This window comes from Cryobacterium sp. Y29, assembly GCF_002929825.1.
In the GTDB taxonomy this organism is placed as follows: Bacteria; Actinomycetota; Actinomycetes; order Actinomycetales; family Microbacteriaceae; genus Cryobacterium.
The window spans coordinates 135,577-160,147 of the sequence record NZ_PJJN01000034.1 but is presented as its reverse complement, the minus strand read 5'-3'; the positions used below and the strand labels follow the sequence as shown (position 1 = coordinate 160,147).

Here is a 24,571-nt window from a genome sequence, read left to right as displayed (position 1 = left end):
TTTCTACTGATCTCCTGAAAAGGGGTCGGGCCTTCGGGCTTGGCCCCTTTTTGCGTACCCGGCGTGCCTCACGCCTGTAACCCCGATTGATTCCAGCGAATGATTTCAGATGTGGTTGCCCGCGGCAAGAAGGGCCAGACCCGGTTATGGTTTCCGCATGCAGATATCGAAACTGGAAATGCGCATCCTGATGGGGATTGCCGTTGTCGTGATCGCCATCCTGGCCGTGGTGATCGTGCCACGCCTGGTCGGGTCTGCTCCCGTCACCGAATCCGCGATCGCCCAGGTGACGCCGACTTCCACTTCGTCACCTATCGGCACGCCAACCCCAACGCCTACTGCTCAGTCTGAACAGCACGTTCTCGACAGCATCGTGGCCAGTACCGTCAGCGTGTATAGCGTGTTGGTCTGCGACAGCCTCACGCAGTACGCCGCTCTGTCGATTTCCGAGATCATCAGCAAGGTGCTCGCCGAATACCCAACTACCGGCTTATCTGACCAATCCCGACAGATTATGGCCCAGCGCGTTCTCACCGAGTCCACCGCTGAGAGCTGCCCCGACCAGAGCCCGCGCGTCGCCTCCGGCATCACTTCGGGGTAGTCGCTCGAGTCGCGGCAAAGTCGATGCCCACGGTCGGCTGCACGCGGGTATTTCTCTCCATAGCGGGCGACGCGCACGGGCCGCCGAGAAGCGTGCGACACGCCCGGGTTGCATGAAGTGGCAATTGTGTGGCAGACTCTTCTAGTTCAACACTTTCGACGCGCTCTATGCGCCGTTGGAATCACTGCCAGGCAGTGCATAGTCGCGTCACGCTTTTTCGAAAAACACATCGTCGGATGAGCGCAGATTGCAGGCTAGGCCGCGGGCAGCAGAGCGCAGCATAAATCAACGATCTGGTCGGCGTGGGTAAAACCGTGCCGTCCCCCGGGTTCTGCTTCTGGGAGTCGACGTTGACGATGAGCGTCGTTTATTCGTACGCGATTCGAAATTGACATATGAACAGTGGTGCTAATGGCAGCAGTGCTACTACGGCGTCCAATGCAACCTCGGCAAATCCTGCCGTTGTCTGTAAGACGCCTCGACAGAGAGAGAGTTCGACATGGCGGGACAGAAGATCCGCATTCGACTTAAGTCGTATGACCACGAGGTCATCGACATTTCGGCGCGCAAGATCGTCGACACAGTGACCCGTGCGGGCGCTACAGTCGTCGGCCCGGTGCCGCTTCCGACCGAGAAGAACGTGGTGTGTGTCATCCGTTCTCCTCACAAGTACAAGGACAGCCGGGAGCACTTTGAAATGCGCACCCACAAGCGTCTGATCGACATCATTGACCCGACCCCGAAGGCTGTTGACTCGCTCATGCGCCTCGACCTTCCGGCCGACGTCAACATCGAGATCAAGCTCTAGGGCCCGCGATGTCTTACTCCGATACCAAGACCACCAAGGGTCTCCTCGGCAAGAAGCTCGGCATGACCCAGGTGTGGGACGAGAACAACAAGCTTGTTCCCGTTACCGTCATCGAGATCGCGCCGAACGTTGTCACGCAGATTCGCACCAAGGCAGTGGACGGCTATAACGGCGTTCAGATCGCCGCTGGCCCGATCGACCCGCGCAAGGTCAACAAGCCTCTCGCCGGTCACTTCGACAAGGCCGGCGTCACGCCGCGTCGCCACATCACCGAGCTCCGCACCGCGGACGCCGCTGACTACAACCTCGGCCAGGAGCTCACCGTTGACGGTGTCTTCGCTGCCGGCACCAAGGTTGACGTCATGGGCACCAGCAAGGGTAAGGGTTTCGCCGGTGTCATGAAGCGTCACAACTTCAAGGGTGTTTCCTCCTCTCACGGTTCGCACCGTAACCACCGCAAGCCCGGTTCCATCGGCGCTTCCTCGACCCCGAGCCGTGTCTTCAAGGGCATGCGCATGGCCGGTCGTATGGGTGGCGAGCGCGTAACCGTGCTGAACCTCAAGGTGCACGCTATTGACGCCGACAAGGGCCTCATGCTCGTCAAGGGTGCCGTTCCCGGTGCTCGTGGCCGCCTCGTATTCGTTCGCAACGCAGTGAAGGGAGCCTAGTCACCATGGCTACAGCACTCGACATCATTGACGCCAAGGGCAAGAAGGCAGGCTCTGCTGAGCTTCCCGACGAGCTCTTCGACGTTCCCGCCAACATTCCTCTCATCCACCAGGTCGTTGTTGCGCAGCTCGCTGCCGCACGCCAGGGAACGAGCAAGGTCAAGCGCCGTGGAGAAGTTTCCGGTGCCGGCCGCAAGCCGTTCAAGCAGAAAGGAACCGGTCGCGCTCGGCAGGGCTCGATCCGTGCTCCTCAGATGACCGGTGGTGGAATCGTCCACGGACCGACCCCGCGCAGCTACGACCAGCGCACTCCGAAAAAGATGATCGCCGCAGCCCTCAAGGGTGCATTGAGCGACCGCGCCCGCGGTGGCCGCTTGCACATCGTCGAGGCACTGTTCACGGCGGAGACCCCCAACACCAAGGTTGCCCTGGAGCTGCTCACGCAGATCGCCACGAGCAAGCACGTGCTGGTCGTTCTCGAGCGTACCGACGAGACCACGTTGCGCAGCATTCGCAACCTCCCGACGGTGCACATCCTCTCGTGGGATCAGCTCAACGCCTATGACGTGCTCGTCAGCGACGACATCGTCTTCACCACCGGCGCGTTCAACGCGTTTGTGGAGAGCAAGACCAAGAAGGAAGAGGTGGCCGCATAATGACTATCGCGACCAACAAGGACCCCCGCGACATCATCATCTCTCCGGTTGTCTCTGAGAAGAGCTACGGCCTGATTGACGAGGGTAAGTACACCTTCATCGTTGACCCCCGTTCGAACAAGACGGAGATCAAGCTCGCGATCGAAAAGATCTTCAAGGTGCAGGTCGCTTCGATCAACACCCTGAACCGAGTGGGCAAGACTCGCCGTACCAAGTTCGGCATGGGCAAGCGCAAGGACACCAAGCGTGCCATTGTCACGCTCAAGTCTGGCTCCATCGACATCTTCACGGCCGTCGGCTAAGCGACAGGCAGAGGGATAACTAATGGCTATTCGTAAGTACAAGCCCACGACCCCGGGTCGACGCGGTTCATCCGTTGCCGACTTCGCGGAAATCACGCGTTCCACCCCGGAGAAGTCGCTTCTGCGTCCGCTCTCCAAGACCGGTGGACGTAACAACCAGGGCCGCATCACGACCCGTCACATCGGTGGTGGCCACAAGCGCCAGTACCGCGTGATCGACTTCAAGCGCAACGACAAGGACGGCGTCAACGCCCGCGTCGCTGAAATTGAATACGACCCGAACCGCACGGCGCGCATCGCGCTCCTGCACTTCATCGACGGCACGAAGCGTTACATCATCGCGCCGAACAAGCTCAGCCAGGGCGACATCATCGAGTCGGGAGCCGGGGCTGACATCAAGCCCGGCAACAACCTGCCGTTGAAGAACATCCCCACCGGTACCATCATTCACGCGATCGAGCTGCGTCCGGGTGGTGGCGCCAAGATGGCCCGCTCCGCCGGTTCGTCGGTTCGTCTCGTCGCGAAGGAGGGCGTCTACGCCCAGCTTCGTCTGCCGTCTGGTGAAATCCGCAACGTGGATGCTCGCTGCCGCGCGACGATCGGCGAGGTCGGCAACGCCGAGCAGTCGAACATCAACTGGGGCAAGGCCGGACGTATGCGCTGGAAAGGCGTTCGCCCGACCGTTCGTGGTGTTGCCATGAACCCGGTCGATCACCCGCACGGTGGTGGTGAGGGTAAGACGTCCGGTGGACGTCACCCCGTCAGCCCCTGGGGCCAGAAGGAAGGGCGCACCCGCCACCCGAACAAGGAAAGCGACAAGCTCATTGTTCGTCGCCGTACCGTCGGCAAGAAGCGTAAGTAGGAGTAGACGATGCCAAGAAGTCTTAAGAAAGGCCCCTTCGTTGACGACCACCTGCTTCGCAAGGTGTTCACGGCGAACGAAGCCAAGAGCAAGAACGTAATCAAGACCTGGTCGCGCCGCTCGATGATCATCCCCGACATGCTCGGACACACCATCGCAGTGCACGACGGACGCAAGCACATCCCGGTGTTCGTCACCGAGAGCATGGTCGGCCACAAGCTCGGCGAGTTTGCGCCCACCCGCACCTTCCGTGGACACGTGAAGGACGACAAGAAGGGCCGTCGCCGCTAACGCGGTGACGTGAAGGAGGAGAAGAAATGGTGGAGTCGATCGCACGCGTGCGTCACATCCGCGTTACCCCCCAGAAGGCTCGTCGCGTTGTCAACATGATCCGCGGCAAGCAGGCGCACGAAGCGCTGGGAATTCTGAAGTTCGCGCCCCAGGGCGCGAGCGATCCGGTGTACAAGCTGGTGGCCTCGGCCATCGCCAACGCCCGGGTCAAGGCAGATGCAGCCAACACGTATCTGGACGAGCAGGACCTGTTCATCAGCCGGGCATTCGTTGACGAGGGTACGACCCTCAAGCGTTTCCAGGCTCGTGCCCAGGGCCGCGCATTCGAAATCAAGAAGCGCACCAGCCACATCACGGTTGTGCTCACCACTCCTGAGGAGGGTACGAAGTAATGGGTCAGAAAGTAAACCCCTATGGCTTCCGTCTGGGAATCACCACCGATCACGTATCGCGTTGGTTCTCTGACTCGACCAAGCCGGGTCAGCGTTACGCTGACTTTGTTGCAGAAGACGTCAAGATCCGTCGCCTGCTGAGCACCAGCCTTGACCGTGCCGGCGTCAGCCGCATCGAGATCGAGCGCACTCGTGACCGTGTTCGCGTTGACATTCACACCGCCCGTCCGGGCATTGTGATCGGTCGTCGCGGCGCGGAGGCCGAGCGCATCCGCTCAGACCTTGAGAAGCTCACCGCCAAGCAGATCCAGCTGAACATCCTCGAGGTCAAGAACCCCGAGCAGGATGCCCAGCTCGTCGCGCAGGGTATTGCCGAGCAGCTTTCCGCACGTGTGGCTTTCCGCCGCGCGATGCGTAAGGGCCTGCAGGGTGCACAGCGCGCCGGCGCCAAGGGTGTTCGCATCCAGGTGTCTGGCCGTCTGGGTGGCGCCGAGATGAGCCGCAGCGAGTTCTACCGCGAAGGTCGTGTGCCCCTGCACACCCTGCGCGCGAACATCGACTACGGCTTCTACGAAGCCAAGACCACCTTCGGCCGTATCGGCGTGAAGGTCTGGATCTACAAGGGCGACATCACCAACAAGGAACTCGCTCGCGAGCAGGCCAACGCTAAGTCGTCCCGCCCCGAGCGTCGTGACGATCGACCGCGTCGTGCACCTCGTGCAGATGCGCCGGCAGCGGCTCCCGTCGCAGCGGTCGCGGAGGCTAAATAATGTTGATTCCACGTAGAGTCAAGCACCGTAAGCAGCACCACCCGGGTCGCACCGGCCACGCTACCGGTGGCACCACGGTGTCCTTCGGTGAGTACGGCATCCAGGCGCTCACCCCCGCCTATGTGACCAACCGTCAGATCGAGTCCGCTCGTATCGCCATGACGCGTCACATCAAGCGTGGCGGGAAGGTGTGGATCAACATCTACCCCGACCGTCCGCTGACCAAGAAGCCGGCCGAAACCCGAATGGGTTCCGGTAAGGGTTCGGTCGAGTGGTGGGTTGCCAACGTCAAGCCGGGTCGCGTTCTGTTCGAGCTCAGCGGTGTCACCGACGCCGTTGCGAAGGAAGCGCTCACCCGTGCAATTCACAAGCTGCCCCTCAAGGCACGCATCATCAAGCGCGAGGAGGGCGACGCATAATGGCGATCGGCACCAAGGAGCTCGCCCCAGTCGAGCTCGATACTTTTGACAATGAAAAGCTGTTCGAAGAGCTGAAGAAGGCCAAGGAAGAGCTGTTCAACCTGCGCTTCCAGTCGGCTACCGGTCAGCTTGAGAGCCACGGCCGCCTCCGCGCGGTCAAGCGCGACATCGCTCGCATCTACACGGTTCTCCGTGAGCGCGAGCTGGGCATTCGTGCCACGCCCATCGCAGCCCCGGCTCCGGCCAAGGCTGAGAAGGCTGAAAAGAAGACCAAGAAGGCCAAGGCAGCAGTGGAGTCCACCGATGACGCTGCAGCCGAGGCCGTCGAGACGAAGGAGGCCTAGTCATGGCGAAGACTGACGAAACGGTCGTCGCGGGCGAAGCCACCGAGCTCGTACGCGGTTACCGCAAGACGCTGCGTGGTTACGTGACCAGCGACAAGATGAACAAAACCATCATTGTCGTGGTCGAAGACCGCGTGAAGCACCCGTTGTACGGCAAGGTCATCCGTCGTACATCCAAGCTGAAGGCGCACGACGAGGCGAACTCCGCCGGCATCGGCGACCTGGTCCTGATCAGTGAGACCCGTCCGCTGAGCGCTTCCAAGCGCTGGCGCCTGGTCGAGATTCTTGAGAAGGCCAAGTAAGCCTCGCGCTTACTTGACGTAAAGGAGTTATAAAGTGCTTCAGCAAGAATCACGAGTCAGGGTTGCCGACAACAGCGGCGCCAAGGAACTCTTGACCATCCGTGTTCTCGGTGGCTCCGGCCGTCGTTACGCCGGTCTGGGCGACGTCATCGTCGCCACGGTCAAGGATGCAATCCCGGGCGGCAACGTCAAGAAGGGTGACATCGTCAAAGCTGTCATCGTTCGTACCAAGAAGGAGACTCGTCGTCCAGACGGCTCCTATATCAAGTTCGATGAGAACGCTGCAGTGATCTTGAAGGCAGACGGTGACCCCCGCGGCACCCGAATCTTCGGACCGGTCGGTCGCGAGCTTCGCGACAAGAAGTTCATGAAGATCATCTCGCTGGCACCGGAGGTTATTTAATCATGGCCAGAATCAAAAAGGGTGACCTCGTTCAGGTCATCAGCGGCCGCAGCCAGGCTCGCGGCGGAGACCGTGGCAAGCAGGGCAAGATCATCTCCGTCGACGCCACGAAGAACCGTGTCCTCGTTGAGGGCATCAACTTCGTGACCAAGCACGTTCGTGTCGGCCAGACCCAGCGCGGCACCAAGACGGGCGGCATCGAGACCTTCGAAGCACCCATCCACGTGTCCAACGTTGCCATCGTTGACCCGGAGACCAAGAAGCCGACCCGCGTCGGGTTCCGCCAGGAAGAGGTAACGAAGGACGGCGTCACCAAGACGGTCCGCATCCGTTACGCCAAGAAGTCAGGGAAGGACCTCTAATGACTGACACCATTACGGGCGCCGCGCCCGTCAAGGCCCTGCCGCGTCTGAAGCAGAAGTACCGCGATGAGATCAGTGCCAAGCTCTCGACGGAACTCGGTTTCACCAACGTGCACCGCATCCCCACCCTGACGAAGATTGTCGTCAACATGGGTGTTGGAGAAGCAGCACGCGACGGCAAGGTGATGGATGGTGCGGTTTCTGACCTCACCAAGATCACCGGCCAGAAGCCGCAGGTCACCAAGGCCCGCAAGTCCATCGCGCAGTTCAAACTGCGTGAGGGACAGCCCATCGGCGCCCACGTCACTCTTCGTGGCGACCGCATGTGGGAGTTCCTGGACCGGCTGCTCAGCCTGGCACTTCCTCGTATCCGTGACTTCCGCGGTCTGTCCGACAAGCAGTTCGACGGTGCGGGCAACTACACCTTCGGTCTGACCGAGCAGGTCATGTTCCACGAGATCGACCAAGACCGCATTGACCGCGTTCGCGGTATGGACATCACGGTCGTCACGACCGCGAAGACCAACGACGAGGGTCGCGCGCTGCTCAAGGCGCTCGGCTTCCCGTTCAAGACGGACGACGTCAAGAAGTAGTCCAACTACACCGGAACAAATTCAACTAGAGTTGGGAGCTTGCGCGTAGCAGGCTCCCACCCCTGGTTGGTCCCACCCGCATCCAGTGCATAAATACTGAGTAAGCCGGGCGCACACAGATTTTCACCCCGGAAGCCGATCAACCGATTGGTTTCCTCACCACCACAGGTCGTCATTCGTGTAACGGATGGGCGAAACCAGGCGAGAAAGGCACCACAAAATGACAATGACAGATCCGGTCGCAGACATGCTGACCAGACTGCGCAACGCGAACTCGGCGTATCACGACACCGTGTCCATGCCGCATAGCAAATTGAAAGCGCATATCGCTGACATCCTCAAGGCTCAGGGCTACATCTCTGCCTGGACCGTCAAGGATGCAACAGTAGGCAAGACCCTCACGCTGGACCTCAAGTTCGGTCCGAACCGTGAGCGTTCCATCGTAGGCATCAAGCGGGTTTCCAAGCCCGGCCTGCGCGTGTACGCAAAGTCGACCGAGATCCCCACGGTTCTCGGCGGCCTCGGCGTTGCCATCCTGTCCACCTCCAGCGGTCTGCTCACCGACCGCCAGGCTGAGAAGAAGGGCGTAGGCGGAGAAGTTCTCGCCTACGTGTGGTAACTGAGAATGTCACGTATTGGAAGACTCCCCATCCCGATCCCCGCTGGGGTAACGGTTGTGGCTGACGGCCAGGCCGTCTCCGTCAAGGGCCCGAAGGGCGAGCTCGCTCTCGTCGTTTCCAACCCCATCTCGGTGTCGATCGAGGACGGTCACGTTCTCGTCACTCGTCCGAACGACGAGCGCCAGTCGCGTTCGCTGCACGGTCTGACCCGCACCCTGATCAACAACCAGATCATCGGCGTAACCGTTGGTTACACCAAGGGTCTTGAAATCGTCGGTACCGGTTACCGCGCGGCGCAGAAGGGCACCTCTGTTGAGTTCGCCCTCGGCTTCTCGCACCCGGTCGTCGTCGAGCCGCCTGTCGGAATCGTTTTGACCGTAGAGAGCGTCAACAAGCTCACGGTCAGCGGAATCGACAAGCAGGCCGTCGGCGAGGTTGCCGCCAACATCCGTAAGATTCGCAAGCCAGAGCCCTACAAGGGCAAGGGTGTGCGTTACGCCGGCGAGATTGTTCGCCGCAAGGCCGGAAAGAGCGGTAAGTAACCATGGGACTCGGAACTAGAGGCAAGAGCAAGGCCGCAGCCCGCGGACGTCGACACACCCGTCTTCGTAAGAAGATCGAGGGAACGGCGCTTCGCCCGCGCCTTGTCGTTACACGCTCGGCTCGCCACGTATTCGTGCAGGTCGTCGACGACAGCAAGGGTTTCACCCTTGCGTCGGCATCCACGCTCGAAACGGACTTGCGCACCTTCGATGGTGACAAGACCGCCAAGGCCCGCAAGGTCGGTGAGCTTGTAGCTGAGCGTGCGAAAGCCGCCGGCATCGAAGCCGTTGTATTTGACCGTGGTGGCAGCAAGTACGCAGGACGCGTCGCAGCCATCGCTGAAGGAGCTCGAGAGGGTGGATTGAACCTGTGAGCACTGAAAAGATCGAAACCACAGCACCTGTTGCTGCCGTTGCCGAGGCGCCGGTTGAAACCGCCGCCTCCACTACTCCGCCGCAGAACGAGCCTCGCGAGGCTCGTCGTGGTGGACGTGAGCGCAACCCGAACAAGGATCGCGGAAGCCGCGATGCCGACAAGAGCCAGTTCCTGGAGCGCGTCGTCACCATCAACCGCGTATCGAAGGTCGTCAAGGGTGGTCGTCGCTTCAGCTTCACCGCTCTCGTCGTCGTCGGTGACGGTAACGGCCTGGTCGGCGTTGGATACGGTAAGGCCCGCGAGGTCCCGACCGCTATCTCCAAGGGCGTTGAAGAGGCGAAGAAGAACTTCTTCCGCGTTCCTCGCGTTGGCCTGACCATCCCGCACCCCGTGCAGGGTGAGGCCGCAGCCGGCGTCGTTCTGCTTCGTCCGGCAGCAGCAGGTACCGGCGTTATCGCCGGTGGCCCGGTGCGCGCCGTACTCGAATGCGCTGGCATCCACGACGTACTGAGCAAGTCGCTCGGTTCGTCGAACACCATCAATATCGTGCACGCCACGGTTGAGGCACTGCACCAGCTCGAAGAGCCGCGTGCGGTTGCGGCTCGCCGCGGCCTCGCCTACGAAGACGTGGCTCCGGCTCGTTTTCTTCGTGCCGACGCTGCTGCAGCTGCAGCAGCTGCAACCGCGAAGGCAGGTGCCTGATGGCCCAGCTGAAGATCACACAGATCAAGTCCAAAATTAGTGAGAAGCAGAACCAGCGCGACACTCTTCGCAGCCTGGGTCTGCGACGTATTGGCGCCGTCACAATCCGCGAGGACAACTCGCAGAACCGTGGCTACGTCAACACCGTCGCTCACCTCGTAAAGGTCGAGGAGATTGACTAATGGCTGACGAGAAGGAAGCTACCAAAGTAGCCGCCAAGCCTGCCACAAAAAAGGCCGCTGCACCCAAGAAGGCCGCTGTTGCAGCGGAGCCGACTGAGCCCCGCGAGCACGTGCTGAAGGTACACCACCTTCGCCCGGCGCCCGGAGCGAAGAAGGCCCGCCAGCGCGTTGGCCGTGGTGAAGGATCCAAGGGTAAGACCGCGGGTCGAGGCACCAAAGGCACGAAGGCACGCTACAGCGTGCGCGTTGGCTTCGAGGGTGGGCAGATGCCTCTGCACATGCGCACCCCGAAACTGCGTGGATTCAAGAACCCGTTCCGCGTCGAGTACCAGGTTGTCAACCTGGAAAAGCTCGAAGTGCTCTACCCAGACGGCGGCGATGTCACCATCGCCAGCCTGATCGCCAAGGGCGCGGTTCGTGACAATGAAAAAGTCAAGGTTCTGGGAACCGGTGAAATTACCGTTAAGCTGAACGTGACGGTCGACAAGGTCTCTGCTTCAGCTGAGCAGAAAATTGTTGCCGCGGGTGGATCTGTAAAGTAAGTCCGTAGATGCTCAGTCGAGCTTGTCGAATCCGTCAATCGAGTCAATCGTTTGGTGTGATTCGACAAGCTCGATCGTTTTAAGTCGAGTTGCCGCTCTATATCGATCTGCACTGTCGATCTGCGTAAAAATCTGGAGGCCTTCTTGTTCAGCGCCATTGCGCGGATTTTCCGCACACCCGACCTTCGTAAGAAGATCGGCTTCACCCTGGGCATCATTGCTCTGTTCCGTTTGGGCTCGTTCGTTCCGACCCCATTCGTGGACTTCGCCAACGTGCAATTGTGTCTCGCTGCCAACCAGGGCACGAGCGGCCTCTACGAGCTCGTCAACCTCTTCAGCGGTGGCGCCCTGCTCCAGCTGAGTGTCTTCGCACTCGGAATCATGCCGTACATCACGGCCTCGATCATCGTGCAGTTGCTGCGCGTGGTCATTCCGCACTTTGACACCCTGCACAAAGAAGGTGCATCGGGCCAGAGCACCTTGACCCAGTACACCCGCTACCTGACCATCGCCCTGGGCATTCTGCAGTCGACCACACTGATCACCGTGGCCCGCAGCGGCGCCCTGTTCGGTACATCCGCCAGCACCGAATGCACGCAGCTGATCACCAACGACGCCTGGTACGCCATCATGCTCATGGTCATCACAATGACCGCCGGCACCGGCGTCATCATGTGGATGGGTGAGCTCGTCACCGAGCGCGGCGTCGGTAACGGCATGTCGCTCATGATTTTCATCTCGATCGCGGCACTGTTTCCCGGCTCGCTGAGCGCTATCGGCAGCCAGCAGGGACCAGATACCCTCATCATCGTGCTGATCGTGGGCATTCTGGTGGTCGCCGGCGTCGTCTTCGTGGAGCAGTCGCAACGAAGAATTCCCGTGCAGTACGCCAAACGCATGGTCGGCCGCCGCACCTACGGCGGCAACAACACCTACATTCCGATCAAGGTCAACATGGCCGGTGTGATTCCAGTGATCTTCGCCTCCTCGCTGCTGTATTTGCCGGCCCTGCTGGCGCAGTTCAACCAACCGGCAGCAGGCACCGAAGCCCCCGCCTGGGTGGTGTGGATCTCGCAGAACCTCACCGGTGGCGACCAGCCGCTGTACATGGCAATGTATTTCCTGCTCATCATCGGCTTCACCTATTTCTACGTCGCTATCACGTTCAACCCCGAAGAAGTCGCCGACAACATGAAGAAGTATGGCGGGTTCATTCCCGGCATTCGGGCTGGCCGACCGACCGCCGAGTACCTCGACTTCGTGCTGACGCGCATCACTCTTCCCGGCTCGATCTACCTGGGCCTGATCGCTCTGATTCCGCTGATCGCATTCTCGGTTGTCGGGGCCGACCAGAACTTCCCGTTCGGTGGCGCGAGCATTCTGATTATCGTCGGCGTGGGGCTCGAGACGGTCAAGCAGATCGACTCGCAACTACAGCAGCGACACTACGAGGGACTTCTTAAATGACGCGTTTACTGTTGATCGGCCCGCCCGGTGCGGGCAAGGGCACGCAGGCCGAGCGCCTGGCGCTGGCCTGCGAAGTTCCCGCCATCTCCACCGGCGACATCTTTCGCTACAACGTGACCAACAAAACCGAGCTCGGGCTCGAGGTCAAGTCGTTCATGGATGCTGGCGCCTACGTGCCAGACACCCTCACCAACGCGATCGTTGCAGACCGATTGAAAGAAGCGGATGCTGCCGGCGGCTTTCTCCTCGACGGATACCCGCGTACGACCGATCAGGTCGCTGAGCTCGACCGGCTCCTCGTTGCCGAGGGCACCCAGTTGGATGTCGTCGTGCTGATCACGGCCGACACCGACGAAGTTGTCGCCCGGCTGCTCAAGCGTGCTGTCGAGCAAGGCCGCGCGGACGACACGGCCGACGTCATCCGTCACCGGCTCGACGTCTACACCGAGCAGACCGCTCCGCTGATTGACGTGTACAGCGCCCGCGGCCTAGTGGTCACCATCGACGGCCTCGGCGCCGTCGAAGAGGTCACCGAACGCATTCTTGCCGCGCTGACCGAACGCGGCCTGTGCGCCAGCGCCACCACGACCTGAACTAAGTTTTTTTTCAGCCGGTTTAGCCGTTTGGGCCGGGCCTCACGGCCCGGCCCATCATCATGTGAACAGCCAGGTACATAAAATATCGCTCCCGTGTTCGGAGCTAGTTTGTAGGAAATCAGTGAGTTTTCGTCGTTCCATCTATAAGAATCCGGCCCAGCTGCGCCTCATGGTCGCGCCCGGTTTGGCCACCGCGGCATCGCTTCGGGCTGCCCGCGCGGCCATGGTCGTCGGCGCTACCACTCTTGACATCGACGCCGCGGCCGAGGCCGCGATCCTGGCGCTGGGCGGCAAGCCCAACTTCAAGCTCGAAGAGGGCTACCACCACACGGTGTGTGCGTCGGTGAACGATGACGTGGTGCACGGCATCCCGTCCGCACGCCGACTCGAAGCCGGCGACATCGTCTCGATCGACAGCGGCGCGATCATCGAGGGCTGGAACGGCGACGCCGCGTTCACCTTCGTACTGCCCGACGCATCACGGCCCGAGGTCGTGGCCGAACGCGAGAAGCTGTCCGACGTGACCGAGCAGTCCCTCTGGCACGGCATCGCCCGATTGCACACCGCCCGGCACCTGAACGAGGTGGGTGATGCCATTGAAGACTATGTGGAATCGCAGGGCACCTACGGGATCCTCACCGACTACGTCGGCCACGGCATCGGCCGCTCCATGCACGAGGCCCCGCCGGTGTTCAACTACCGCGTGCGCCAGAAGGGCCCAGACGTGAAGCCGGGCCTGGTCGTCGCCATCGAGCCGATGGTCGTGCTCGGTTCGATCGATACCTACACCCGCGAAGACGACTGGACCGTCGCCACGAGCGACGGCTTGGCCGCCGCGCACTGGGAACACAGCATCGCTGTACACAAGGACGGCATCTGGGTACTGACCGCTGAAGACGGCGGAGCCGCCGGCCTCGCCCCGTTCGGCATCGTTCCCGTTCCGATCGCCTAGGGTCTATTGGTCGATGAGGTGCACGAGCTCGTCGATGAAAGACGGGAAGTCCACCGAGCGTTTGATGAGACGCTGCACATCGGCACGCTCGGTGAAGACCTCGACGAACTGGTCGAAGACGGACTGGAACGACGCCCGCCCGGCAGCGCTGAACGCGATCAGGGCCACAACGTTGACACGGCTGTCACCCCACGGCATGGGGGAGTCGTTGACCGCGATGGCAATGGACGTCTGCTGCGCGGTCATGGCCATGGCGTGGGGAACGGCGAGGTGGTCGGTGAACGCGGTCGACGATAGCCGCTCGCGCTCGATTGCGCCGTCGACGTAGCTCGGGTCGATGAGTCCGCGCGCGACCATGCGACCGCCGAGCTCGCGGATCATCGCCTCCTCGTCGGGGGCGGTGAAGTTACGCAGGTAGAGGGACTCGTCGAAAAACTGCAGCAGGTCATTCTTGATGTGCGAGCGCCGACGAACCCGGCGCACACGGATGGCCGCCTCGCGGATTCGGTGCACGTCGCGTTCCGTGAGGAACGGCTGGATGACGATCACGCCGTCGGCCGGAACAGGCGGCTCGATCGTGGTGAGCACGAGGTCGGCGCGAAGGTCTGCCCACGGCACGTCACTGCGCGTGATCTGGTCCACGATAATCAAGTCATCACCGAGAACCCGTTCGATGCGCTGACGCAACTGCACGTGCATCGTGTAGTAATTGGGGCAGACGATCACGCAGGAGACGAGTTGCTCGGATGGCGAATGCTGTTCCAAGTATGACCCCACGTGCATCGCGATGTAGGCGATCTCGTCATCGTTGATGTGGATCTGCTCCTGGCGCTGCAGTTCGCTCGCGATGAACACAGCGAGTTCGTAGATCATCGGATAGGCGGTCTTGATCGAGCGGGTGAGCGGGTTCCGTGAGTAATCCCGCACCTGGGCGCGGTCGATGAGGTTGCGCACGTGCAGCGTGAGGCGGGTGATGAAATCCTCGTCGGCCAGGTCGACAAGGTACTCCTCGCTGGCCTGGGCCACGATGCGTCGCACAACCTCGAGGTCCCCGGCGCGGGCGACGGTTGCGCTGATCGCGTCGGTGGTCTCGTCGTGTCCGGGCGTCACCACCCGGGTCTGGAGAAGGAGCACGAGATAGGCGAGGTCGGTGACATCCAGCACGACGTCGAAATGGGTGTCGATGAGACTGGCCAACGCGACCGTGAGGTGTGCGCCGACGGCTGGTGCGTCGTCGGCCCGGGCAGCGGCGCGCTTGCTCACCCTGTCCACGGCGATGGCCACGTGCAGCAGAACATTGTTGGTGCCGTACTCATTCACGAAATAACCCTGGGCGTCGAGCATGGCGATCAGGTCGGTCTTGAACGCACCGAGGCTGTCGGATGCGAATTCCTTCTGGATCGCCGCGAGTTCGAGAAAACCGCGGGCGAACTCCTCACGGAACATCCGGCTGATCAGCCGGCGCCGGTCGGTTTCGGATCCGAGAAGGGTCACCCTACTACCGTGGCGAGCCAGGGAGAGTCCCGTGCCTGGCAGCAGTGCGCGCACTCGGGACAGATCGGCCTCGACGGTGGAGTCACTCACGAAGGTGTCGGCCGCGAGCTCATAGACATCGAGGCCTTCTGCCGAATCGATGACGCGACGAACCAGCTGGTACAGGCGGAGCTGCGGAGTGTCGTTCTCTGGGCGCCGTCCCGGCGGTACTGCACGGAATGCCGTGTAGGCCTCACGGTTGACGCGGTAGCCGGCCGGCCCCGACTCGATCACCTCGAGCGGATCTGCCGCCGTCTTCACGCTCGTGACGTAGCTGCGCACCGTGCGCGCAGTCACGCCGAGGTGTTCGCCCAGTTCACCCGCTGTGACCCAGTCCGGGGAGCGGAAGAGATAGTCGAGCATCCTCGATTGCTTGTCGCTCATTGTGCCTTGTTCTGTGCCGTGTTCTGTGTCGTGCGCGGTCCCATCCCGTTGATCTTATCCGCCGAACCCGAGCTTTTCCGGGGGTGCGGAAATGCGTCTGGTGGCCCCCGGACGAGGTGCCCGGCAGACTTTACTGAGCGTGTTGGTGTCGACGACGAAAGGGTGAATCGATGAGGATTCATATTGTGTGTGGCGCCGGTGCGTCCAGCACATTCGTGGCGCTGCGGCTGCGCAAGAGCGCGGCGGCCCGGGGCATTGCGGCTCAGGTGACCGCCGGAAGCGAATCAGATCTGGCGAGCATGCTGCCGGTCATCGATGTGCTTCTCGTGGGTCCGCATCTGGAAGCGCTGTTCGCCCGGATCCAGCTGCAGGCCGCAGCAGCCGGCGTGCAGGCCAGCCTGATGTCCACGACGGTCTTCACCGCCCGCGATGGCGAAGAGGCCCTCGACCTGGTCCTCGTGATGGATGGCACCCGTTCATGACTCGGGCAAACCAACACCTGCTGCACAACTCAGACGCAACGAAAGGTACCGCAATGCTCGAACGAACGGTTCTCATCGGCTCGACCAACGGACTGCACGCCCGCCCGGCGAAACTTTTCAGCCAGGCCGCCGCGGCCGCGGGTATTCCCGTCACGCTCACCAAGACCGGCGGCAAGACCGTGAACGCCGCGAGCATCCTCGGTGTCATCTCCCTCGGCATCGGCCACGGCGACGAGGTCACCCTTGCGGCCGACGGTGACACGGCCGAGACTACCCTCGACGAGCTGGCCCGGCTGCTGCTCGTCGACCACGACGCTTAGGGGCTCCGCATGGAACTGCAGGGAATCGGAATCGGCCAGGGTGTCGTTGTGGGCCGTGTCGTGCGCATGCCCGACCCGCTGCCCGACCCCGTCGCCGCGCCCAGCGCGCTGACCCCGGCGGAAGAGGGCGACCGGGTCGCCGAGGCTCTCGGCGCCGTTGCCGCCGACCTCCTCGCCCGCGCAGCGCGGGCCGGCGGAGTGGCCGGCGAGGTGCTCGAGGCCCAGTCCATGATGGCCGAAGACCCCAGCCTCGTTGACGACGTCACGCTGCGGCTCGCCGCCGGCGCGACTGCCGAGCGAGCGGTCTTCGAAGCCTTCGCGGCCTTCCGTGACATGCTGACCGGGCTCGGCGGTTACCTGGCCGAGCGAGCGGGCGACCTCGACGACGTCTCGCAGCGAGTCGTCGCGCGTCTCCTCGGAGTCTCGGCGCCCGGGGTGCCCGACCGGGCACATCCGTTCATTCTCGTGGCTCGCGACCTGGCTCCGGCCGACACCGCCACCCTCGACCTCCGCCAGGTGCTCGGTCTCATCACCCTCGACGGGGGTCCTACCTCGCACACCGCGATTCTGGCCCGCGAGAAATCCATTGTGGCCATCGTGCGCACGAATGGTGCGGCGGACCTCACCGATGGCGATGAGGTCATTCTCGACGCCGCGAACAACCTGGTGATCACCTCACCCAGTGCCGAGCAACTTTTAGAGGCGCACGCACGTGAGGCCGCCCGGGCAGCCCGCGCGCTCGCGCCGCTGTCACCGGGCCGCCTCGCGGACGGCACCCCCATTCCGTTACTGTCGAACCTCGGTTCGGCCGACGGAGCGGCTTCGGCGCTCGCCCTCGGCGCGGAGGGCGTTGGCCTGTTCCGCACCGAGTTCTTGTTTCTCGACGCCGTCACTGCGCCGACCGTGGCCGAGCAGCGCGCCGAATACGAGCGGATGCTGCGCGCCTTCCCCGGCAAGAAGGTCGTCGTGCGGGCGCTGGATGCCGGGGCGGACAAGCCGCTGGCCTTCCTCAACGACGCCCGCGAAGAAAACCCGGCCCTCGGCCTGCGGGGACTGCGCGCGCTGCGTGCATCCGAGCAGATCCTGCGCGACCAACTGGAAGCGCTCGCCCAGGCGGACGCCGCCACCGACGCTGACCTGTGGGTGATGGCCCCGATGGTCGCCACAGTGGAGGAGACCCGCTACTTCGTGGCACTCGCGCGCGAGCTCGGACTCAGGACTGCCGGGGTGATGATCGAGATCCCCGCCGCCGCCCTTCTCGCCGATCGTATTCTGCAGCATGCCGACTTCGCCTCGATCGGCACGAACGACCTCACCCAATACACGCTCGCGGCCGACCGCCTGCTCGGCTCCGTGGCCGCTTTTCAAGACCCGTGGAACCCTGCTGTATTGCGCCTGGTGGCCGAGGTCGGGGCCGCCGGTGCTGCGCTCGGCAAGCCCGTCGGCGTGTGCGGTGAGGCTGCCGCGGATCCGCTCCTTGCCGTGGTGCTCGTCGGCCTCGGCGCAACGAGCCTTTCGATGTCGGCCTCGGCCCTCGCCGACGTGCGAGCGGTCCTGGCGGACTTCACCAGTGAGCAGGCCCGGCTGTTGGCCGAGCTTGCCCTCGCAGCCGAGGATGCGGCATCCGCTCGCGAAGTGGTCACGACCCAGGCCGCCACATTTCTTGATTCATCTTCTCGTTTGAACCTTCCCGTGCAGCACACCTTAGAAAGGTACTGAAATGACGACGACGTCAGCCGACACCAAGCGAACGGGCACTCGCGTGCACGTGCAGCGCTTTGGCACATTCCTCAGCGGAATGGTCATGCCCAACATTCCCGCCTTCATCGCGTGGGGACTGATCACCGCGCTGTTCATCCCCACCGGATGGACCCCGAACGAGACCTTTGCAACCCTCGTCGACCCGATGATCATCTACATGCTGCCGCTGCTGATCGCCAACACGGGTGGCCGCATGATCTATGACACCCGCGGTGGCGTGATCGCCACGATCGCCACGATGGGTGTGATCGTCGGCAGCAGCATCCCGATGTTCATCGGAGCCATGATCGTGGGCCCGCTCGCCGCCTACCTCCTCAAGAAGGTTGACAGCATCTGGGAGGGCAAGGTCAAGGCCGGCTTCGAGATGCTCGTGAATAACTTCACGGCAGGAATCCTCGGTGCCATCCTCGCCCTCGGCGCGTTCGTCGGCATCGCCCCGCTCGTGACCGGGCTGAGCAGACTGCTCGAAACCGGTGTCGACTTTCTGATCGCCAACGGATTGCTGCCCCTCGCGAGCATCCTGATCGAACCGGGCAAGGTGCTCTTCCTCAATAACGCCATCAACCATGGCGTGCTCACCCCGCTCGGCGTGCAGCAGGTATCCGACACCGGCAAATCGATCCTGTTCCTGCTCGAGGCCAACCCCGGTCCCGGACTGGGAATCCTGCTCGCTTTCACAATCTTTGGAACCGGCATCGCCCGAGCCAGCGCGCCCGGCGCGATCATCATCCAGTTCCTCGGCGGCATCCACGAGATCTACTTCCCCTATGTGCTCATGAAGCCGATTCTCATCCTGGCCGCCATTGGCGGCGGTATGACCGGTGTGGCCATCAACGTGGCGTTCGCCACCGGCCTGCGTGCTCCCGCCTCGCCCGGCAGCATCTTCGCCGTGCTCTTCCAGACCTCGCCGGACAGTTACATCGGCGTCATCCTGTCGGTCATCGGTGCGGCAGCGGTCTCCTTCCTGATCGCCGCCGTCATCCTGCGCGCCAGCCGTCGCCGTGACCTCGCTGACGGTGCCGGTCTCGACCTGACCGCCGCCGTGGCGAAGACCCAGGCCAACAAGGGCAAATCCAGTTCGGTGCTCGGCAGCCTCGTCGGTTCCGCGGCAACGGACGCCCCCACCCGCGACCTCCGCAACATCGTGTTCGCGTGCGACGCCGGAATGGGCTCGAGTGCGATGGGCGCCTCCGTGCTGCGCAACAAGATCAAGAAGGCTGGCATCGCGGGAATCACGGTGACCAACCAGGCCATCGCCAACCTCGACGGCAGCGCTGATCTCGTGATCACGCACCAGGACCTGACCGACCGTGCGCGGGCCAAGTCACCCGACTCCGTGCATGTCTCCGTCGACAATTTCATGAACAGCCCGAAGTACGACGAAGTCGTGGGCATGCTCGAGCAGCAGACCAACGAAGGAGTCACGTCATGAGCCAGATCCTCGAACCCCGCAACCTGATCGCCCACGGAACGGCCCATACGCGCGACGAGGCGATTCGTGAGGCCGGTGGCCTTCTCGTGGCGTCCGGCGCCGTGAGCGACGACTACGTGGCGTCCATGTTCGAGCGCGAAGCATCCGTTTCGACGTACATGGGCAACTTCCTCGCCATCCCGCACGGCACGAACGACGCGAAGGAGTCCATCCTGCGCTCCGCTCTGTCGCTCGTGCGCTACGCCGAGCCGATCGATTGGAACGGCCAGCCGGTGCGCTTCGCCGTGGGCATCGCGGGGCTCAACAACGAGCACCTCGAGATCCTCTCCAAGATCGCCATCGTGTTCTCCGACGAAGACGAGGTGGCCAAACTCATCGACGCCGGCTCGGCCGAAGAAATTTACGCCCTGCTCGAGGAGGTCAACGCAGAATGAAGGCTATTCACTTCGGCGCGGGCAACATCGGACGCGGCTTCGTCGGACTCCTGCTGCACGAAGCCGGGTACGAGGTGGTCTTCGCCGACGTGAATTCGAGCCTCATCGACGCGCTGCACGCCGCACCCAGCTATGAGGTGCACGAGAAGGGGGAGGGGGCACGCCAGCACACGGTGACGGGGTTTCGCGCCATCAATAGCGCCACCGACAGTGACGCGCTGATCGACGAGATCGCCACCGCCGACATCGTGACGACGGCCGTCGGACCGAACATCCTCAAGTTCGTGGCCCCGCTCATCGCGGCGGGGCTGGCTCGCCGGGCAGCGACGCTGCCGCCGCTGGCCGTGATGGCGTGTGAGAACGCCATCAACGCCACCGACCTTCTCGCCGAGCACGTGCGCAGCCAGGTGACCGGTGCTGACTGGCCGGCCGTCTCGGCACGCGCCGCCTTCGCGAATACGGCCGTCGACCGCATCGTGCCCAACCAGGCGGCGGATGCCGGCCTCACGGTGACGGTGGAGGCCTTCTACGAATGGGTCATCGAACGCGGCGCATTTGGCGACGCGGTTCCGGTCATTCCGGGAGCCACGTTCGTGGATAACCTTTTGCCCTATATCGAACGCAAGCTCTTCACGGTGAACACCGGGCACGCCACCATCGCCTACCTCGGTAGCCGGGCCGGCGTCAGCACGATCGCAGAGGCGCTTGACGTGCCGGCTGTCGTGCTCGCCGCCCGCGCCGTGCTCGAAGAGACGTCGGCGCTGCTCGTCGCCAAACACGGACTCGACGAAGCCGCCCAGCGCGCCTACCGGGAGAAGATCCTCGTTCGGTTCAGCAACCCGGCCTTGCTCGATACCGTCGAACGAGTGGGCCGCCAGCCGCTGCGCAAGCTCAGCCGCAACGAGCGGTTCATCGGCCCGGCCGCGGAACTGATCGAATCGGGCCTCATGCCCGAGGCGCTTGTGGGCGCCATCGGTGCGGTGCTGCGCTTTGACGTTGCGGCCGACGAGCAGAGCGTCGAGCTGCAACGGATGCTCCGAGTCGAAAGCGCAGAGCAGGTGGTTCTGCAGGTCTGCGGGCTCGATGCAGCGCATCCACTCTTCGCGTCGGTCGTGCGTGAAGTACGGCGCGCGCAGGGATTATAGGACTGAATTGCCAAAAGGCAATCTCATACCATAAGATTGACCCTTGGTGTCTGGTGTCGCCCTTTTCGGGCGTGTCCGGCATCAATCCCGCATGACCAGCAATCAATACAGAGCGACAGTGAGGGTATGGCCAAAAAAGACGGTGTCATCGAAATCGAGGGCGCAGTAGTCGAAGCTCTGCCCAACGCGATGTTTCGCGTTGAGCTGTCAAACGGCCACCGAGTTCTTGCCCACATCTCGGGCAAGATGCGTCAGCACTACATCCGCATCCTCCCGGAGGACCGCGTGATCGTTGAGTTGAGTCCTTACGATCTGACCCGTGGCCGGATCGTTTACCGCTACAAGTAACGACTGCTGTAAGTAACGGCCCGCGGCATCCCGAGGGTACGAAGACAGCGAAAAACAAGGAATCACCATGAAGGTCAAGCCCAGCGTCAAAAAGATCTGTGACAAGTGCAAGGTCATCCGCCGCAACGGCAACGTGATGGTCATCTGCGATAACCCGCGTCACAAGCAGCGCCAGGGTTAAATCCGTCGCGACTTGTCGCTTCGAGATTTACCTGAGTACACGCACTAAATAAGCACATCTAGATAGCAGTTCCGGGAACCCTTCGGGGTGACACCATCGGCTGGAGGCCGGTGTACAGGAGCTGTTACAGACCTCCATCACTAACAGGAGACACAATGGCACGTCTAGCCGGCGTCGACATCCCGCGCGATAAGCGCGTGGAAGTTGCATTGACTTACATTTACGGTGTTGGCCGTACGAGGGCCCTCAAGACCCTCGCCGACACTGGAATCGACGGAAACATCCGCGTCAAGGACTTGAGCGACGACCAGCTCGTCCTTCTCCGTGACTACGTCGAGGGTACCTTCAAGGTTGAGGGTGACCTCCGCCGTGAGGTTGCCGCTGACATCCGCCGCAAGGTTGAAATTGGCAGCTACGAGGGCATTCGCCACCGCAAGGGCCTGCCCGTTCGCGGTCAGCGCACCAAAACCAACGCTCGCACCCGCAAGGGCCCGAAGCGCACCGTAGCCGGCAAGAAGAAGGCGCGCTAGGCCCTCGGCCTAGCCCGCTAACGCCTTTAGGATTCAGGAGAAATTCATGGCACAACCCAAGTCGGCCGTACGGAAGCCGCGTAAGAAAGAAAAGAAGAACATTGCTGTGGGCCAGGCCCACATCAAGAGCACGTTCAACAACACGATCGTGTCGATCACCGACACGACCGGGGCCGTCATCAGCTGGGCCTCGTCTGGCCAGGTTGGTTTCAAGGGTTCGCGCAAGTCGACCCCTTTCGCCGCACAGCTGGCCGCCGAGTCGGCCGCCCGCCAGGCGCAGGAACACGGCATGAAGAAGGTTGACGTCTTCGTCAAGGGACCCGGTTCGGGCCGCGAGACCGCGATCCGTTCGCTTCAGGCCGCTGGCCTCGAGGTTGGTTCGATCAACGACGTCACGCCCCAGGCTCACAACGGATGCCGTCCGCCGAAGCGCCGCCGCGTCTAAAGCACACGCTGTCATCTCGACGGGCTCGGTACTTGATTGTTGCCGAGCCCCGTCGAGACTCTTTTCTTTCACTTTTCACTCTCTCGTCATTGCAAGTGTCATATAGCGGACACTTAGCCGAAAGGAATCAACAGTGCTTATTGCACAGCGTCCAACGCTCACCGAAGAGAACATCTCGGAGTTCCGTTCACGGTTCATCATTGAGCCGCTCGAACCCGGCTTCGGCTACACCCTCGGCAACTCGCTTCGCCGTACCCTGCTCTCCTCGATCCCGGGCGCTGCTGTAACCAGCATCCGTATCGATGGCGTGCTGCACGAGTTCAGCACCGTTCCCGGTGTGAAGGAAGATGTCACTGAGATCATCCTGAACATCAAGGGCCTCGTCGTTTCGAGCGAGCACGACGAGCCCATCACCGCGTACCTGCGCAAGCAGGGTTCCGGCCAGGTTACCGCCGCTGACATTTCGGCTCCGGCCGGCGTCGAGGTGCACAACCCGGAACTGGTGATCGCAACCCTCAACGACAAGGCGAAGTTCGAACTCGAACTGACCATTGAGCGTGGCCGTGGTTACGTCTCCAGCACCCAGAACCGCAACGAGTTCTCCGAAGCCGGCCAGATTCCGGTCGACTCGATTTACTCGCCAGTGCTCAAGGTGACCTACCGGGTCGAGGCGACTCGTGCCGGTGAGCGCACCGACTTCGATCGCCTCGTCGTGGACGTGGAGACCAAGTCGGCTATTTCGCCGCGCGACGCCATCGCATCCTCCGGTCGCACCCTGACCGAACTGTTCGGTCTGGCCCGCGAGCTCAACACCGCTGCCGAGGGCATCGAGATCGGCCCCGCGCCGGTTGACGCTGTGCTCTCGACCGAGCTGTCGATTCCGATCGAAGACCTCGACCTGTCGGTGCGCTCGTACAACTGCCTGAAGCGCGAAGGCATCAACAACGTCAGTGAACTGGTCGCCCTGTCGGAGACCCAGCTGATGAACATCCGCAACTTCGGGCAGAAGTCGGTTGACGAAGTGAAGGACAAGCTCGTTGAGCTCGGCCTGTCCCTGAAGGATTCGGTTCCCGGATTCGACGGCGCGCACTTCTACAGCGGCTACGAAGAAGAGACCATTTAAGGCTCGCGCTTCAACGCTGCCTTTCGATTTTTTGATACTGGAGATTACCAATGCCTAAGCCCACAAAGGGCCCCCGTCTCGGTGGCGGCCCGGCGCACGAGCGCCTCATGCTAGCGAACCTGGCCGCGGCCCTGTTCACCCACAAGTCGATCAAGACGACCGAGACCCGTGCCAAGCGCCTGCGTCCGCTCGCCGAGCGTATGGTGCAGTTCGCCAAGCGCGGCGACCTGCACGCGCGTCGTCGCGTCCTCGCGACGATCACCGACAAGACCGTCGTGCACGAGCTGTTCACGGTTATCGCCCCGCAGGTCAACGAGCGTCAGGGCGGCTACACCCGCATCACGAAGCTCGGTTTCCGCAAGGGTGACAACGCTTCGATGGTGCAGATGGAGCTCGTTCTCGAGCCCCTGACCCCCAAGGTCAAGCGTTCCAAGACCGCGACCGTTGCTGCGACCCCCGTTGGAAGCGACAACGTCGTTATCGACGACGTTGTAGCTGACGACGTTGTCGTCGACGAGACCGTCGTAGCTGAAGACGCTGTAGCTGAAGACGCTGTAGCTGAAGACGTCGTAGCTGAAGACGTTGCTGCCGAAGACGCAGCAGCCGATGAGGCCGACAAGAAGTAGCACCACCACCAAGGGAGGGCCAACAACTGTTGGCCCTCCCTTTTTGTGTGTATCCGTCCGTCTCGGTTGCCGAAG

The 24,571-nt window shown here is 62.3% G+C and carries 37 protein-coding genes; 36 read left to right on the top strand and 1 reads right to left on the bottom strand.

The genetic code is table 11. From position 1 onward, the window contains the following. The first annotated feature begins 157 nt into the window (after positions 1-157). From CXY74_RS11060 to map, 24 genes are all read left to right on the top strand, one after another. Complete coding sequence (locus CXY74_RS11060; protein ID WP_104200463.1) at positions 158-601, top strand: hypothetical protein; 444 nt, start codon at positions 158-160, stop codon at positions 599-601. A 499-nt stretch (positions 602-1,100) separates the two neighbouring features. Further along, on the top strand, positions 1,101-1,409 hold the full coding sequence (rpsJ, locus tag CXY74_RS11055; RefSeq protein ID WP_035834607.1) for a 30S ribosomal protein S10: 309 nt from the start codon (positions 1,101-1,103) through the stop codon (positions 1,407-1,409). Between the two features lie 8 nt (positions 1,410-1,417). Beyond that, positions 1,418-2,077 (top strand): 50S ribosomal protein L3, encoded by a 660-nt coding sequence (gene rplC / locus CXY74_RS11050; RefSeq protein WP_092107229.1) that lies wholly within the window; start codon positions 1,418-1,420, stop codon positions 2,075-2,077. 5 nt (positions 2,078-2,082) lie between these two features. Then, positions 2,083-2,733 (top strand): 50S ribosomal protein L4, encoded by a 651-nt coding sequence (gene rplD, locus CXY74_RS11045; protein WP_104193398.1) that lies wholly within the window; start codon positions 2,083-2,085, stop codon positions 2,731-2,733. Next, complete coding sequence (rplW, locus tag CXY74_RS11040; protein WP_092107233.1) at positions 2,733-3,035, top strand: 50S ribosomal protein L23; 303 nt, start codon at positions 2,733-2,735, stop codon at positions 3,033-3,035. The genes rplD and rplW overlap by 1 nt, the downstream gene beginning before the upstream one ends. Positions 3,036-3,057: 22 nt before the next feature. Then, a complete protein-coding gene (gene rplB, locus CXY74_RS11035; RefSeq protein ID WP_092339441.1) occupies positions 3,058-3,897 on the top strand; it encodes a 50S ribosomal protein L2 in 840 nt (279 codons plus the stop codon). A gap of 9 nt (positions 3,898-3,906) precedes the next feature. Then, a complete protein-coding gene (gene rpsS / locus CXY74_RS11030; RefSeq protein WP_104127852.1) occupies positions 3,907-4,188 on the top strand; it encodes a 30S ribosomal protein S19 in 282 nt (93 codons plus the stop codon). Between the two features lie 26 nt (positions 4,189-4,214). After that, positions 4,215-4,580 carry a 50S ribosomal protein L22 gene (gene rplV / locus CXY74_RS11025; protein ID WP_035880249.1) on the top strand — a complete coding sequence of 122 codons (366 nt, stop codon included), beginning with the start codon at positions 4,215-4,217 and terminating at the stop codon, positions 4,578-4,580. Then, positions 4,580-5,350, top strand: coding sequence for a 30S ribosomal protein S3 (gene rpsC, locus CXY74_RS11020; RefSeq protein ID WP_104127853.1), 771 nt, complete (start codon positions 4,580-4,582; stop codon positions 5,348-5,350). The genes rplV and rpsC overlap by 1 nt, the downstream gene beginning before the upstream one ends. Beyond that, positions 5,350-5,769 (top strand): 50S ribosomal protein L16, encoded by a 420-nt coding sequence (gene rplP / locus CXY74_RS11015; protein ID WP_035880247.1) that lies wholly within the window; start codon positions 5,350-5,352, stop codon positions 5,767-5,769. The genes rpsC and rplP overlap by 1 nt, the downstream gene beginning before the upstream one ends. Beyond that, positions 5,769-6,113 carry a 50S ribosomal protein L29 gene (rpmC, locus tag CXY74_RS18295; RefSeq protein ID WP_104200462.1) on the top strand — a complete coding sequence of 115 codons (345 nt, stop codon included), beginning with the start codon at positions 5,769-5,771 and terminating at the stop codon, positions 6,111-6,113. Before rplP ends, rpmC begins: the two co-directional genes overlap by 1 nt. A 2-nt stretch (positions 6,114-6,115) precedes the next feature. After that, entirely contained in the window at positions 6,116-6,415 is a 300-nt protein-coding gene (rpsQ, locus tag CXY74_RS11005; RefSeq protein ID WP_035834619.1) for a 30S ribosomal protein S17, read from the top strand. 34 nt (positions 6,416-6,449) lie between these two features. Then, positions 6,450-6,818: a 50S ribosomal protein L14 gene (rplN, locus tag CXY74_RS11000; protein ID WP_092451145.1), complete on the top strand. Its 369-nt coding sequence runs from the start codon at positions 6,450-6,452 to the stop codon at positions 6,816-6,818. Positions 6,819-6,820: 2 nt separating this feature from the next. Next, positions 6,821-7,180 (top strand): 50S ribosomal protein L24, encoded by a 360-nt coding sequence (gene rplX, locus CXY74_RS10995; RefSeq protein WP_104127856.1) that lies wholly within the window; start codon positions 6,821-6,823, stop codon positions 7,178-7,180. Then, positions 7,180-7,773: a 50S ribosomal protein L5 gene (gene rplE / locus CXY74_RS10990; RefSeq protein ID WP_104200461.1), complete on the top strand. Its 594-nt coding sequence runs from the start codon at positions 7,180-7,182 to the stop codon at positions 7,771-7,773. Before rplX ends, rplE begins: the two co-directional genes overlap by 1 nt. A 220-nt stretch (positions 7,774-7,993) precedes the next feature. Then, complete coding sequence (rpsH, locus tag CXY74_RS10985; RefSeq protein ID WP_092107248.1) at positions 7,994-8,392, top strand: 30S ribosomal protein S8; 399 nt, start codon at positions 7,994-7,996, stop codon at positions 8,390-8,392. A gap of 6 nt (positions 8,393-8,398) precedes the next feature. Next, a complete protein-coding gene (gene rplF / locus CXY74_RS10980) occupies positions 8,399-8,935 on the top strand; it encodes a 50S ribosomal protein L6 (RefSeq protein WP_092339429.1) in 537 nt (178 codons plus the stop codon). 2 nt (positions 8,936-8,937) lie between these two features. Further along, on the top strand, positions 8,938-9,309 hold the full coding sequence (gene rplR, locus CXY74_RS10975) for a 50S ribosomal protein L18 (protein WP_092107252.1): 372 nt from the start codon (positions 8,938-8,940) through the stop codon (positions 9,307-9,309). Beyond that, positions 9,306-10,013 carry a ribosomal protein S5 gene (gene rpsE, locus CXY74_RS10970; RefSeq protein WP_369827303.1) on the top strand — a complete coding sequence of 236 codons (708 nt, stop codon included), beginning with the start codon at positions 9,306-9,308 and terminating at the stop codon, positions 10,011-10,013. Before rplR ends, rpsE begins: the two co-directional genes overlap by 4 nt. Continuing rightward, on the top strand, positions 10,013-10,195 hold the full coding sequence (gene rpmD / locus CXY74_RS10965; RefSeq protein WP_066597599.1) for a 50S ribosomal protein L30: 183 nt from the start codon (positions 10,013-10,015) through the stop codon (positions 10,193-10,195). Before rpsE ends, rpmD begins: the two co-directional genes overlap by 1 nt. Then, positions 10,195-10,737: a 50S ribosomal protein L15 gene (gene rplO, locus CXY74_RS10960; protein WP_104200460.1), complete on the top strand. Its 543-nt coding sequence runs from the start codon at positions 10,195-10,197 to the stop codon at positions 10,735-10,737. The genes rpmD and rplO overlap by 1 nt, the downstream gene beginning before the upstream one ends. A gap of 144 nt (positions 10,738-10,881) precedes the next feature. After that, positions 10,882-12,204: a preprotein translocase subunit SecY gene (gene secY, locus CXY74_RS10955; RefSeq protein WP_104200459.1), complete on the top strand. Its 1,323-nt coding sequence runs from the start codon at positions 10,882-10,884 to the stop codon at positions 12,202-12,204. Continuing rightward, a complete protein-coding gene (locus CXY74_RS10950) occupies positions 12,201-12,797 on the top strand; it encodes an adenylate kinase (RefSeq protein WP_104200458.1) in 597 nt (198 codons plus the stop codon). The genes secY and CXY74_RS10950 overlap by 4 nt, the downstream gene beginning before the upstream one ends. A gap of 124 nt (positions 12,798-12,921) precedes the next feature. Beyond that, positions 12,922-13,752, top strand: a complete 831-nt coding sequence (gene map / locus CXY74_RS10945; protein WP_233193341.1) for a type I methionyl aminopeptidase — start codon at positions 12,922-12,924, stop codon at positions 13,750-13,752. Positions 13,753-13,755: 3 nt separating this feature from the next. On the opposite strand, the gene CXY74_RS10940 is transcribed toward map, so the two are convergent. Continuing rightward, positions 13,756-15,669, bottom strand: coding sequence for a transcription antiterminator (locus tag CXY74_RS10940; protein WP_104200457.1), 1,914 nt, complete (start codon positions 15,667-15,669; stop codon positions 13,756-13,758). Positions 15,670-15,839: 170 nt separating this feature from the next. Between CXY74_RS10940 and CXY74_RS10935 the strand changes: the two genes are divergently transcribed. The 12 genes from CXY74_RS10935 to rplQ all read left to right on the top strand — a co-directional run bounded on the left by CXY74_RS10935 (position 15,840) and on the right by rplQ (position 24,496). Continuing rightward, positions 15,840-16,151 (top strand): PTS sugar transporter subunit IIB, encoded by a 312-nt coding sequence (locus CXY74_RS10935; protein ID WP_104200456.1) that lies wholly within the window; start codon positions 15,840-15,842, stop codon positions 16,149-16,151. A 53-nt stretch (positions 16,152-16,204) separates the two neighbouring features. Then, positions 16,205-16,471 carry an HPr family phosphocarrier protein gene (locus tag CXY74_RS10930; RefSeq protein WP_104200568.1) on the top strand — a complete coding sequence of 89 codons (267 nt, stop codon included), beginning with the start codon at positions 16,205-16,207 and terminating at the stop codon, positions 16,469-16,471. Between the two features lie 9 nt (positions 16,472-16,480). Beyond that, positions 16,481-18,190, top strand: coding sequence for a phosphoenolpyruvate--protein phosphotransferase (gene ptsP, locus CXY74_RS10925; RefSeq protein ID WP_104200455.1), 1,710 nt, complete (start codon positions 16,481-16,483; stop codon positions 18,188-18,190). 1 nt (position 18,191) lies between these two features. Beyond that, a complete protein-coding gene (locus CXY74_RS10920; protein WP_104200454.1) occupies positions 18,192-19,664 on the top strand; it encodes a PTS mannitol transporter subunit IICB in 1,473 nt (490 codons plus the stop codon). Then, complete coding sequence (locus CXY74_RS10915; protein ID WP_104200453.1) at positions 19,661-20,098, top strand: PTS sugar transporter subunit IIA; 438 nt, start codon at positions 19,661-19,663, stop codon at positions 20,096-20,098. The genes CXY74_RS10920 and CXY74_RS10915 overlap by 4 nt, the downstream gene beginning before the upstream one ends. Beyond that, complete coding sequence (locus tag CXY74_RS10910; protein WP_104200452.1) at positions 20,095-21,243, top strand: mannitol-1-phosphate 5-dehydrogenase; 1,149 nt, start codon at positions 20,095-20,097, stop codon at positions 21,241-21,243. Before CXY74_RS10915 ends, CXY74_RS10910 begins: the two co-directional genes overlap by 4 nt. A 126-nt stretch (positions 21,244-21,369) precedes the next feature. After that, on the top strand, positions 21,370-21,591 hold the full coding sequence (gene infA, locus CXY74_RS10905) for a translation initiation factor IF-1 (protein WP_035834638.1): 222 nt from the start codon (positions 21,370-21,372) through the stop codon (positions 21,589-21,591). Between the two features lie 67 nt (positions 21,592-21,658). Further along, positions 21,659-21,772, top strand: a complete 114-nt coding sequence (rpmJ, locus tag CXY74_RS10900; RefSeq protein ID WP_104200451.1) for a 50S ribosomal protein L36 — start codon at positions 21,659-21,661, stop codon at positions 21,770-21,772. Between the two features lie 155 nt (positions 21,773-21,927). After that, entirely contained in the window at positions 21,928-22,302 is a 375-nt protein-coding gene (rpsM, locus tag CXY74_RS10895; protein WP_092449488.1) for a 30S ribosomal protein S13, read from the top strand. 46 nt (positions 22,303-22,348) lie between these two features. After that, positions 22,349-22,747, top strand: a complete 399-nt coding sequence (rpsK, locus tag CXY74_RS10890) for a 30S ribosomal protein S11 (RefSeq protein WP_035834641.1) — start codon at positions 22,349-22,351, stop codon at positions 22,745-22,747. Positions 22,748-22,880: 133 nt separating this feature from the next. Continuing rightward, positions 22,881-23,870, top strand: coding sequence for a DNA-directed RNA polymerase subunit alpha (locus CXY74_RS10885; RefSeq protein ID WP_104200450.1), 990 nt, complete (start codon positions 22,881-22,883; stop codon positions 23,868-23,870). Between the two features lie 50 nt (positions 23,871-23,920). Next, positions 23,921-24,496, top strand: a complete 576-nt coding sequence (gene rplQ / locus CXY74_RS10880; RefSeq protein WP_104200449.1) for a 50S ribosomal protein L17 — start codon at positions 23,921-23,923, stop codon at positions 24,494-24,496. Positions 24,497-24,571: the final 75 nt, after the last annotated feature.